Annotated in this window: 7 protein-coding genes; all 7 read right to left on the bottom strand. The window is 46.0% G+C overall.

The window, feature by feature from the left end:
* Nucleotides 1-472 precede the first annotated feature (472 nt).
* Nucleotides 473-1,681 carry a methionine adenosyltransferase gene (gene metK / locus AC58P5_RS24885; protein WP_497391439.1) on the bottom strand — a complete coding sequence of 403 codons (1,209 nt, stop codon included), beginning with the start codon at nt 1,679-1,681 and terminating at the stop codon, nt 473-475.
* A gap of 146 nt (nt 1,682-1,827) precedes the next feature.
* Complete coding sequence (locus tag AC58P5_RS24890) at nt 1,828-2,106, bottom strand: alpha/beta-type small acid-soluble spore protein (RefSeq protein ID WP_009677087.1); 279 nt, start codon at nt 2,104-2,106, stop codon at nt 1,828-1,830.
* A gap of 240 nt (nt 2,107-2,346) precedes the next feature.
* Nucleotides 2,347-2,916: a hypothetical protein gene (locus AC58P5_RS24895; protein WP_497391441.1), complete on the bottom strand. Its 570-nt coding sequence runs from the start codon at nt 2,914-2,916 to the stop codon at nt 2,347-2,349.
* Between the two features lie 74 nt (nt 2,917-2,990).
* Complete coding sequence (locus tag AC58P5_RS24900; protein WP_497391443.1) at nt 2,991-6,008, bottom strand: S-layer homology domain-containing protein; 3,018 nt, start codon at nt 6,006-6,008, stop codon at nt 2,991-2,993.
* Between the two features lie 432 nt (nt 6,009-6,440).
* Complete coding sequence (locus AC58P5_RS24905; RefSeq protein WP_497391445.1) at nt 6,441-10,310, bottom strand: S-layer homology domain-containing protein; 3,870 nt, start codon at nt 10,308-10,310, stop codon at nt 6,441-6,443.
* A 263-nt stretch (nt 10,311-10,573) separates the two neighbouring features.
* Nucleotides 10,574-11,686, bottom strand: coding sequence for a glycosyltransferase family 4 protein (locus tag AC58P5_RS24910; RefSeq protein WP_497391447.1), 1,113 nt, complete (start codon nt 11,684-11,686; stop codon nt 10,574-10,576).
* Between the two features lie 119 nt (nt 11,687-11,805).
* Complete coding sequence (locus AC58P5_RS24915) at nt 11,806-12,579, bottom strand: WecB/TagA/CpsF family glycosyltransferase (protein WP_497391449.1); 774 nt, start codon at nt 12,577-12,579, stop codon at nt 11,806-11,808.
* Nucleotides 12,580-12,582: the final 3 nt, after the last annotated feature.

The raw sequence follows: 12,582 nt of genomic DNA on the forward strand, positions 1-12,582 counted from the left end.
TCTCCTAAATAGGTAAAATCAACTAGGACACACAATAGTATAGACTCTTAAACTAGCTAAAAAGTTACGAAATTTATGTGATTTTTCCTAGAGTAATTGAGAAAAGAGAGCGAAAGCCTCGGAATTTGGTCCAATCTGGAATAATCGGGTCTAAAATCAGTCTTTTTATGCTTTATAGAGGGTATGAGAAGATTAGAAGCTCTTAAAGGAGGCAGTGTTCCATCGACTATTAAGGAAAGAAAGATCGTAACATCGTTGTTCTGTTGCGATTGTTTTTTCACATATTCTATTTCACATAAGTGACCGATGCTCCCGAATATCGCTAACTTCATGTTCCTAGCTTTATAGCCGCTTAAACTTAAACCATTCTTCCGCAAATATTTAGCGAACAAAAAACACGACCCGATCCCATAGGATAAAGTCGTGTTCTTCACGTCTTGTCAGACAAGTTGTATTAAAATGAATCTTAATCTTACAGAGCTTCCGCTTTAAGCAGTTCAGCTTTGTCTGTGCGCTCCCAAGGAACATCCAGATCGTTACGGCCAAAATGACCGTAAGCAGCCGTTTGCTTGTAGATCGGACGACGCAGGTCGAGCTGCTTGATGATACCGGCAGGACGAAGATCAAAATGTTTGCGGATCAGCTCAACAAGCTTCTCTTCGCTCACTTTGCCTGTGCCGAACGTATCGATGCTGATGGAAACCGGCTTAGCAACGCCGATGGCGTAAGCAAGCTGTACTTCGCATTTTTCCGCAAGTCCTGCAGCAACGAGGTTTTTAGCGACATAACGAGCCGCGTAAGCGCCAGAACGGTCGACTTTTGTCGGATCCTTACCGGAGAACGCGCCGCCGCCGTGACGAGCGTAACCACCGTAGGTATCTACGATAATTTTACGGCCAGTCAAACCTGCGTCACCTTGAGGTCCGCCGATAACGAAACGGCCTGTCGGGTTGATGAAGTAGTTGGTATTCTCATCCAGGAATTGCTCCGGAACGATTGGCTTGATAACGTGCTCTTTGATGTCTCTTTGGATTTGCTCCAAAGTGACTTCTTCACTGTGCTGTGTAGATACTACGATCGCGTCGACACGTACAGGCTTGTCCCCATCGTACTCAACCGTCACTTGAGTCTTACCGTCCGGACGGAGGTACTCCAAGGTACCGTTTTTGCGGACTTCAGTCAGTCTGCGGGAAAGCTGGTGCGCCATCGAAATCGGCAGCGGCATCAGTTCCGGTGTTTCGTTCGTTGCGTATCCGAACATAAGACCTTGGTCGCCTGCACCGATCGCTTCGATTTCAGCGTCGCTCATTTGGCCTTCACGGGCTTCGAGAGCCTGGTCTACCCCTTGTGCAATGTCAGGGGATTGTTCGTTCAGGGATGTAAGGACAGCACACGTCTGGTAGTCGAAACCATACTTCGCGCGTGTGTAACCAATATCCTTAATTGTTTTTCTGGCGATGGCTTGAATGTCCACATATTCGGAACGGGACGTGATTTCGCCGATGACCAGAACCAAACCGGTAGCCACAGATACCTCACAAGCTACACGTGCGTTCGGATCGTTCTCCAAAAATGCGTCTAACACCGCATCGGAAATCTGATCGCAAATTTTATCGGGATGACCTTCTGTCACGGACTCGGATGTAAACAAACGTCTGCCGCGTTCTAGTGCCAATGTCATCGACCTCCTACTTGATTTAGTATGTAGAAACAAGTGCGAACTTACACAAAAAATGAACCTTTTCCTCGGTGGAAAAGGTTGCTTCAGGACCTTCTTGAAGTTATGTTACTTCATTTGTCGATGAATGTCAACGAAACAGGTATGAATTATAAAGTGAAGAGAACCTCTTCTGCCTTACGGATTAACCGGCTTGTGATAGCCCCGCCAACCGCCCCGCTATCCCGTGAACTGATGTGTCCCCAGTAGTCCTCTTTTATCGAAGTTGCGGGTATAGAACCAAGCTCCGATGCAAACTCCGTACTTAAATCCAAGCTTCCCAAAGCTTGTTTTCCAACAGGCAGTCCCATCTCTGCAGCGATTTCGTATTTAAGTAGGTCTAAAGCTTTATGCGACTCCGGTACCACCTTATTGTTGTTCTTCGACATCTTTTTCACACTCCTTCACTGGTTGTGCGATTAGTATCACCTTTCGACTTCATTCGACCCGTATAAGTTGTTGTCAGCTTGGTTAATTTATGGAGGAGTTTGCGTTCGTCATAGATCATTTTAGATAAAATAAAAAGATCATTTACAAAAACAAAAATAACATGGACTCCATAGCTGGAATCCATGCCAATTTTGAATTTAATAAAGTGCATTTTTATGATTTTCTTTATGATCTCCCTGTCATTGGGGAACCTTAGAACCATCAGCGTTCTGAACCACATAACCACCACGAACCATTACGTACACGTCGGCTGTTTCTTTAAGATCAGGCTTAACACCGCGGCCGTCTCTCGGGAAAATTAGCAGGTGATTGTTTTGTACCACTGTACCGGCAGCTAGGTCTTTACCAGCCGTGACATCCGGAATGCCATTATCGTCGTTGCTCACAGCAAGTGTCTTACCATTACGTACAATCAGCTCAGACCCTGCGTCCGCCAAAATAGTTTGTCCGGCTTTAAGCGTAACAACTTTCATAGCTTTGCCTTGACCGATGGCTGGCGTTCCGCCTCCACCGTTGTTCGTTGGCAGCTTAGCGATTTCTTGCGCAATGATTTCTTTAATTTTGCTCTCTGTTAAGCCATTGCTTCCTCCACCTGTACCAACAGATCCGCCAAGGCCTTGAACGTATTGTTCCAGATAGCTCTTGGTTACGACCGGATCATCTGCAGAGCCGGGTGTGGGAGCTGCGGCGTGAATAGGAGAAGCAAGAACGGTTAGTACAATCAATCCTAAACCTACAACCCTTTTCATACAAATACCTCCCCCTTCTTTAATAAAAAAGGAGACCCAATAGGGTCTCCTTAATTTTACTATTGGAAATTTGATTAAGGCGTAACTGTGATTACAGCAGAATCGGATTTTCCGTTAGCAATAGCTTGCAGTGTGAAGCTTGTTACATCTCCAGTAACTGTGATTACACCTTTGCTGGAGATTGTTACAGTACCGCTACCTTGTACATCTGTTGCAGTGTAGATAACACCCAGGATGTTGTTGTTATCAGCAATTACACCAGGACCATACTCAACACCGTAGTTATCAGTCACAGTCAGATCAAGGAGAGTTTGAGCGGATTTATTACCAGCTTTAGAGAATACTTCCTTGTCGTTTTCAGCTACAACTTTAGCAACTTGAACGGCTTCGTCTTTAACGTTGATAGAGATAGAAGCAGTTTTTTGCTCGCCTTTAGCAGTGTTGTAACCAACAGCTACTGTAGTGGATCCAACTTTATTACCCAGTACGTAAGGAGTTCCACCTACAAGGTCAGCAATAACCACGGAACCATTGTAAGTTGCAATGGAAGTAATTACGTTGGAAGGAAGCGCTACAACATCACCTGCATTGTCTTTCGCAGTGATTTTAACTTTTTTACGCAGAGCACTAGTTCCGATTTCTTTTTGTTCTTTAACAGTCAGTTTATCAGCAGCTGCATAAAGATCGGAAACTGGTGTTACAGTGTAAGAAAGATCTGCAGTTTTATCAATTACTTTAACTTCTTTAGTGATGCTTGCAAGGACATTACCTTTAGAGTTGACAAGCTCAGCTTTGAATGTTCCTAGAACATTGTTCTTAGAGTTATCAACGTCAGAGCCAACTACAACATCAAACCCTTTATTGAAGGTTTTAAGGTCTGCCTCTTCGTATTTTTTAGTACCATCGATAGCATTCGCACCCACAACAGTGGATTGGCCATCTTCCCAAAGCTTAACACTATTGTTATTGGAAGCGAAGGATACTTGAACATACACATCACCAGTAACTGCTTTGTCAAGCTTGGAATCAAATTGGTCAAGTACGTTCAGCTCGATATCAGCTGTTGCGCCTGGCAGTGCTTTCTTAGCTGGATCGTTAGTCAGCTTAAGTGTGCTAGGAATACGTGCACCTTTAACGTTATAAGTTTTTGTGTCGAACGAGTTAAGGCCTGGGGAAGTCAACACAATGCTTACGCTGATGATGCTCTTGTCTGTTGCAGTCATTTCAGTGATACGCAGTTTACCTTTGTTTTCACCGCTTTGAACGATTTCAATCTTACCGTTCGAAGTCGAAAGGTTCACAGTGTTATCGTTGCCTTGGTTTGTTTTCAGGCTGTTAACGATGTCATCAGCACTCAGTTGGTTGCCTTCACTGTCAAATGCAGCTAGATCGATAATTGCTTCGTCGTCACCTGCGGAGATTTCTTTTTTAACATCGCCCAGTTTAACCTTCGTAGCTACTTTCGAAGATTTAACATTGATTTTAACAGTAGAGAAGGAAGCTTGAGTTTGAACGTTCAGTGTATAAGTGCCGGATTTTGCTACGTTATCAAGCAAAGATACCTTAACGGTCAGAATTCCGTCGTTTCCGGATTTTACAACTTCAGTTTTCAGGTTTTTCTCATATTCAGAGAAGAAACGAGTAATTGTTTTGTCATAATCTTCGGAATCATCGGCAGCTACCAGGTTGCCGTATTGGTCGTAACGAAGCAATTCAACCGTTGCTTGTTGACCTTTGCCGGAAAGAGCATCACCAGTGGAGTATTTCACTGTGCCCAGTTCACTCTTCGTGATGATTGGCTGCGTACCAATTTTAAACGTTTTATTTACGCTAACACGGGAATCGTTCTCAATGATGTTAACGGAAACAATGCCGTAGCCTTGCTTGTAGTTATCACCTGTAGCTGTATCGAGAATCAAACGAAGAGTACCGTCTTCTGCTTTAGTGATTCTTTTCAGTACATCGTTGTTGTTGCCGGCATATACAGTGTATGCACCAGCAGACAGGGAAGCAGCTTCACCGTATTGGTTCGTAGCAGCCAGTTTAATCATTACGTTCTTGCTGTAAGCGATAGTGTCGCTAGGGTTCAAGAACTCGATTTTAGTCAGCTTCTCGTCTTCAGCGGAGAATTCTGCTACGGCTTTGTCAACTGTTTCAGCAGCCAGACCGCTCAGTGTTACGGAGTAAGCACCAGCGCTCAGTTTGCTGTTAGTCAGTGTAAGTACAGCAGATTTCTTATCGTCTGCCCATTTAACGTCAGTTGCTACAGAAGCAGTACCTTTTTTCAGAGCAAGGGATGCTTTAGCAGTATCAACTTCACGGTTGAATTTAACCGTTACAGTTTTAACGCCAGTAGCTTTAGCTTCGGAAACGGAAAGCTTCTTGCTAGCGTTGTTAAGTTGTTGTGCTTGGTAAGCGGAAGTTACGAGCAGGTCGCGCGTAGCAGCTGCAGTACCGTTGAAAGGTTGGCCAGCTGGAGCTTCGAACAATTTCAGTTCTTGTGCCAGTTGAACATAACCTTTAGCCCAGTCGGAAACTGTTTTATCGGAAACACCTGGTTTAGCAAGTGCTTCGGACTCTTTACCAAGACCACGGATCAGGAATGTAGCGAGTTCTTCTTTAGTTACATCGCCAGCTGGAACGTATTTGCCTTCTGCTTTACCGTCAGTAATGCCGGCAACACGGAGAGCTTCGATGTAAGGAAGAGCGTAACCGTTAGCAGGGTCGCTGGATTTTACGTCTTCGAAGCTGGAAGTAGTAGCGGAAGATTTCAGTTCGAAAATCAGAGCTGCTACTTTAGCGAATTGAGCGCGGTTCATTTTGTCGTTCAGACCAAAGCGGCCTTCTTCAACACCATCAAAGATGCCTGCTTGAATCATGGAATCGAACTTAGCTTTTGTAGCCGCGTCCAGATCTTTAAGATCAGAGAAATCATCAGCCTTAGCTGCGAATGCTACGGAAGAAAATACGGACAATGCCATAGCTGTGGAAAGAATTACGGATAAACTTTTTTTCATAACCTTTTTGTCTCCTCCTTGAATATCTTTCGGGTTTTGAGAGTGATTAGAAATTCTAGAGCTCATATTACTCATTGAATGATTCACCCCCTTTCCAGAGTGGTTGAGCCTAAATGTATAACTAATTCATCTGCAGCCTAAAAGACCACATAGAATCTAGTAACGAAACTAATAGATATGTAGACATCTAACACCACTTTAAACATTATACATGGGCGTTATTGCTACGTAAAGAAGAATTTTGAGAAATGATTCCAGAAAACCCTGTGTTTTTGGAGCTCTCTTGCTCTTCCAATGTATTAAACGAGCGGTTTCGAAAAAAGTTGCGGCTGCTGCGATTTTTTTTATTTTTTTTTGAAATCTTTTTGTAACTTTTTTTATTACCCTTATGTATTATAGCCTGGGATAATTATGTATGTCCAATTTTGAGGACTTTGAAATCGGATAGCTTCATTTACAGAGAAGACACGACAGCCATTCGCTGCCGTGTCTTTTCTTTTTATCCTTTTACTTCAGTTTGCCTTGCTGCTTCATTACGCGAATCGCAACAATAGCCGCCTCGGCTCTCGTGAAGGTCTCCAGCGGATCGAAACGGACGGTTTCTTTCTTCTGTCCTTCAATAAGCACGTTAGGCTTACCTTCAATCAATTTGGCACTCGCAACGGCCTCAACGGCCGGCTGGGCATAATAATCAATTGTATTCGCATCGGTAAACTTCTTTTGCAGTCCTGCGAGAATCTTTTTGTTATCCGTACCCAGCTTCAAATCTGCCGCACGAGCAATCATTACGGACGCATCCTGACGAGTAAGCGAGCTGTCCGGACTGAAGCGGTTGCCTGCAGTACCCCTGACGATACCTGCTCTGGCCGCTGTCTCGATGTACTTGAAGTCATACAATCCGTACAGATTTTCAACCTTAAATACGTCGATAAAGGTCGGCGTACCGCTGTAATTTAAAGGAAGATCGAAAATGCGAACGAGCATGGTAGCGAACTCGCCACGGGAAATCGGTTCATTCGGGCTGAACGAATAGTTCGTTTTGCTGTTCATAATTCCTTTGGAGAACAAAGTTTCCAGTTCATTTCTTGCCCACGGGTGGCCCGTTACATCATCGAAGCCTTTATCCATGTACATAACTTGATAGTAGCCGAATTTCTCGAACGGAACCGTGACTGTGTTGCTCTTCACATCCACAACACCGCCAAGATTAACCCAACCACGTCCTGTTAATGTATTGTACTGCTCATACGTATCAAAGAAGAAGACAGAGATATACTTACCTGCGTCGTCACGGATAGCTTGGTCGAACTTAAGAGTCAGCGTACCGCGTTTGGTAGGAACTACAGTTTGATCAACGGAACGGGTATAGAAGTTGTTTTTAAGATCAAACGGTTCTACCCCTCTTCCCCGGAGAGCGTTTTGCAGATAATCTTCTGTGGATTGTCCGCTTGCTTTCTCGGGAATTGTACCCGAATCGATGTAGAACAATTTGCTCGCTGCACTAAAGTTATCGCCCTTGCCTTTTCTGGCAAGTAAAGACTTGGCATAGTCGCTGCTGAACGGATTGCTGATCTTGTCTACACGGCCGTCAACGGTATCTGCAATACCGAAGTATACTTTACGGTCGGCAGTAATGTACTGATTGTTATCGAAAGTCGGTTTAAAGCGCATAAGTTTGGTGTCTTTATCGAACTTCAGTTTAACGTCGCCGTTAAATACGTTGAAGTTGCTGGTCATACCGTCCAGATATTCCGCTCCGACAACCGGCGTATTTGTGTTGTACAGCACGATAGTACCGTTTGTTTTCGAGGTTCCACGGTTGACCGTGAACTTGATCGTGTTTTTGCCCGCCTTGAGATCTCTCACTTCATAAGAGAAACGATCGACATCGAGGCCATTTTCGTTCAAGGTTTGCTTGCTTGCCGTCTCTTTACCGAAAGTAACGCTGTCCGCTTTCTCGGCATCGATCACAATCGTGTAGAAGTTGCTGTTGATGTTCGCTTGGTACTCATGTTTTTCGTTCTCGATAAGTACCGGCTTTTTCACGACATACGGAAGCGGTTCGCGTGCAATGGTAACCGTTTTGGAAACACTCATGTTAGCCTGGTTTGTAACGGTGAACTGGAACGTCATTTCGCCTTTTTCAGGAAGCTTAATGGCATTCGTTCTGAATTCAACGCCGGAGCTAGGCATACCGGTGAAGAATCCTCCGCTTACGTTCGTGCTGGAGCCGGAAGCGCTGTTCCACACGTGATAGTCGGCGCGCGGATTGCCGTCTTTATCTTTGGAGTACACGTTCAGGGAAACGGTAACGTTGCCCGCGTTAGTTGTGTTAAAGAATTTTCCGTTCAATTGAACGGTACGTTCATTCGTGGCATACATGTCCGGCTTTTGAGCTCTCGGAAACTTGCTCTTGCCGACCGAATCTTCATTCGGTACGAAAAGAACGATTTCCGGCGCCTCTGCCGTAATCAGGTTTACGTTATAAATCGCCTTGCTGATCAACGAGTTGTTTACATACATAAAGAACTTGATCTGGTTAGCGCCTTCGCTGAACAGTTGGGCAGGCGTAATGCCGTATTTCGTACCCAGTCTGGCCAGATCAAACTTAAATTGACGGTTGGCGTCAAAGTCGCTCGCTTGAAGCTCGATCATTTTGTCGTTGACATAAAGCTCGACTTTGTTACCGGCGCCTGTAGGCAGGTAGTTAACTGCTTTACCCGAAAGACAAGCGACATCGGATCCGCAAGTCAGTTGTTTAACGTCACGCAGCGTGATGCCCGTGTTGCCCGGGCTAGCGATTTGATTCGCGATAATATACGGTGCGTTGTTAATTTGGATCGTATACTGACGGCTTCCGTTATCGACCAGTGTGCCTGAAGCATCAACCGGAACAAACTTGAGGTTTTTCTGGCCGTCCGTGATGTTCTCCAGTTTGTAGATGAATTCATTGTTAGACGGATTGGCAACCTCTGCGATCTCTTTGCCGTCCAGGAAAACTTTAATCTTAGCTGTATGTCCATTAGCTTTAATCTTCATTTCTACCGGCAGTTCGTTAACCTCGGTCGTTGCCGACTCGGTCAAGGAAGTGTAGATGTTCGTGTTCGTAGCGGCGTCTTTGCCCGTTACCATCGAAACATCGAGAATGCCGGCTTCGTTCGGGTTGGTGTAGTTAAAGGTATACGAAGATTCACCTTGTCCTGCCGAACCCGTTGCATCCTTGAAAATAAACTGGATCGTTTGCGGATTACGCGCCGCTGTCCATTCGGTCAGACCGGCAACGTTCAAATCAAGAACAAGATCATAAGCCGCATATTCATTGGCACGCGTGAATGTGGAGTTTGGAACAAACTTCTTGACTGCGCCGCCTACGGAGCTGCTTGGCGTATTCAAATCAAGGCCCGCAGCCACCTGCTGTCCGTTGATCAGAACGTCAACACGATTCTGACGCAGTGCGCCGGTTGAATCATAGTCAACTTTCAGGCTTGTTTTAAGCGTCAGTTCTTTTACATCGAAGTTAGGCTTGTCCAGCAGAGACTGTGTAGTACCTGCGCTCGTAACGCCCATCTGTACCCCGAAAGCAAACGGCTGGCCGTTGTCGTACACGAACCGTTTTTCCGTTTGATAGGAGTTGGAATCGTTGCTGGAATCGAAAACAATCCGGTTATCCCCGGCTTTCAGACAAATTTCTCCCGTGGAACCGCAGCCTGCAGCGGCATCTCCGCCACGGAAATATACCATTCCCTCGGTCCGGTTCAAAATACCGATTTTAGGAACCGTACTGCCTGTTTCGTAAGCCTTCACTTCGTTAGCATTGGAAGCTTTGGCTTTAATGTCGACAGCCGTAACACCCAGCTTGATGTTTCCGCGGTCAACCGGATAAATTTTGCCGTCAACAAGACCAGCGTTATTTACCGTAAAATCGGTCAGGTTGGTCGTCGGTGTGTAGTAAATCCAGCCCGGTGCGGAAGACAACGTGTTGGTGTCTCCCATTTTAACGATAATGCGGTTTAGTCCCTCGGATAGCGTGATATTCGAGAATGTAATCTCGTTCGCGCCCGTTTGTGTAGGTTTGTGGGATTTCTCCACCGTAACCTGCTTTGTATTCACGTTCATGATCTCATAGTAGATCGAGTTGATCTGCGAATCGCTGATGTTAGAAATGCTCGCCTTCAGAGTGAACGGATTGCGTGTTACGCGTGTTACGTTGTTGTAATCCTCTGGAGCTTCCTTGTCCGTACCGAAGTTTACGGTCTGGTTGTACATGTTTGTGATGGAAATGGTGGAAGCCGCGTAAGCCGTAAGAGGCGGAAGCAGGCTAATCAGCATCGAAAAGAGCACGAGAACGCTGAACCATTTACGGGTATGCTTTTTCAAAACAAAACTCCTCCTTATATAAATGAATGAAATCTACAATGGAATGTACAATCTTGCTGCCTGCGGGCCCCCTTCCGATGTTAGGCGAAGCTAATCATGGTGTCCTTTAAACAGTTGTATTTTAAATATCGGCCCGTATCGCCGAAATGTTTAGCCATTTCTCATTTTCTGGAATAAAAAAGGCACAAAAAAACCATTCCAAGGTGGAATGGTCAGGTATTTATTTTATAAGTTCAATAAAACTGCTGCCGGAACACGTGCCTTTATTTGGGTAAACGGCTGTTCACGGAAGGTTTAAAGCGCAGCTTCTGGAGAAAACGGATAACCGGCTTCTGACTGCTGCTGATGATCCCGATCGCTTCGGCACCCACTACAAGTACAAAGAGCAGAATGACGACAATCAAAACCGTTAACCAGGCAGAGTCCGTGTAGTTATTCAGAATAATAGCTACCGCGCCAAACATGGCCGCAATTCCGTAAATAATCAGCACCGTGGTGCGATGGCTGAATCCCAGTTGAAGCAGGCAGTGATGCAGATGATTCTTATCCGCTTCCGAGATCGGTTTCTTGTTGAGAAAACGTCTCATGATCGCAAAGAATGTATCGGACAACGGAACACCCAGAATCATGATAGGCGTCAGCAAGGAGAGTACGACGGATACTTTGAATCCGAGTATCGAGAGTGTAGCCAAGGCAAAACCGAGGAACAAGGCTCCCGAATCTCCCATAAAGATCTTGGCCGGATGAAAGTTGTAGAACAGAAATCCGGAAATGCTTCCAAGAAGAATGGTACACAGCAAGATGACGGTAAAAGCATCGCTGAACGGTGTCAGCAGCGCAAGAACCAAAATGGTGCCCGTACCGATTCCGGATACACCGGCAGACAAACCATCCAAACCGTCGATCAGGTTCACGGCGTTGGAAACCCCGACGATCCAGAGAACGGTCAGAGGCATGCTCACATAATCAGGCAGGGAGAAATGTCCTCCGAACGGGACGTTGAATTCATTAATCTTGAGTCCGCATGCCACTACAATACAGGCCGCAATGAATTGTCCGAGAAGCTTCCATTTGGGAGAAAGCTCGAAACGGTCATCCAGAGCGCCGGTGATCACAATAACAAATCCTCCGAGCACCAATGCCAGCGCCGCGTTTCCGTTAACATCGGACAGGGCCGGTGAAATGACAAAGTAAGCTCCGACAAAAGCCAAGAAAATCGCAACTCCGCCCATACGCGCCATGATTCTCGTATGTACCTTGCGGTGATTCGGTTTATCAATGGCGCCTACCCAGAAGGCAAAGCGTTTGACCAGCGGGGTCAACAACAGTGCAAACAGGCAGGATACAACAAAGCCCAGCACATATAATCCATACATAATCGGTTTTTTCAACCCCTCTTGTCGCGAGTAACTTGTACTGCCGACAAAATTATACTGCTACTTTATAAACATTACCAGTCCTATTTTACACCTAAACAGACGGACAACGCTAATTTTCAATGGTTTTCATCGGTTTTTAACACATTTTCTTTGTCGCGAATCACTTTCCACGCAAATTTGGGCAGGGCCAGCATGCGTCCGAAACGGGACGGCTCCTGAAGCAGACGGTAAAACCACTCCAGTTTAAGCTTTTGAAAAATCTTGGGTGCACGCTTCAGCTTGCCGGCCAAAACATCAAAGCTTCCGCCTACGCCCATTATAACAGGAACGTCCAGGTCCCGCTTGTATTTCGAAATCCAAGGCTCCTGCGTCGAGGAAGAACGGCCGACGAGAAGGATGTCCGGCTGCAGCTGCCGTATGCCGTCCACAACCTGCCGGTCTTCCGCTTCTCCGAAATATCCGTCCCTGTAACCGACGATATCAATGAGAGGATATTCACGGGCCAGTTTAGCCGCAGCCGTCTGGATCGTATCCTGAGTCGTCCCCAGCAGGTAAACTTTCCATCTGCGAGGCTCTCCGGTTCTCATCAGCTCATGGATGAGGTCGATGCCCGGAACGCGTTCGGCGACAGGCTGTCCGACATAGCCGGCGGCCCAAACCAGCCCGGCACCGTCCGGGACAATCAGCTCCGCACTGCGCATCATCTCCATATAGGCCGGGTCCTCGAGAGCCGACATGACCATAATCGGATTGGCGGTTATGATCTGATGCGGAATACGGGACTCGATCGCCCCCGTCAAATAGGCGACGGTATCCTTCATGTTCATTTTCGAAACGGGAACGCCGTAGATCCGGACAATCGGCACGCTTGCGTTTGCATTAGCAGTCATTGG

Source organism: Paenibacillus sp. JT31N7 (genome assembly GCF_059692095.1).

Excerpts from the sequence above, each read along its gene's own strand:
- AC58P5_RS24900 (WP_497391443.1), bottom strand. The coding sequence starts at position 6,008 with ATGAGTAATATGAGCTCTAGAATTTCTAATCACTCTCAAAACCCGAAA.
- AC58P5_RS24915 (WP_497391449.1), bottom strand. The coding sequence starts at position 12,579 with ATGACTGCTAATGCAAACGCAAGCGTGCCGATTGTCCGGATCTACGGC.
- AC58P5_RS24895 (WP_497391441.1), bottom strand. The coding sequence starts at position 2,916 with ATGAAAAGGGTTGTAGGTTTAGGATTGATTGTACTAACCGTTCTTGCT.
- AC58P5_RS24910 (WP_497391447.1), bottom strand. The coding sequence starts at position 11,686 with ATGTATGGATTATATGTGCTGGGCTTTGTTGTATCCTGCCTGTTTGCA.
- AC58P5_RS24890 (WP_009677087.1), bottom strand. The coding sequence starts at position 2,106 with ATGTCGAAGAACAACAATAAGGTGGTACCGGAGTCGCATAAAGCTTTA.
- metK (WP_497391439.1), bottom strand. The coding sequence starts at position 1,681 with ATGACATTGGCACTAGAACGCGGCAGACGTTTGTTTACATCCGAGTCC.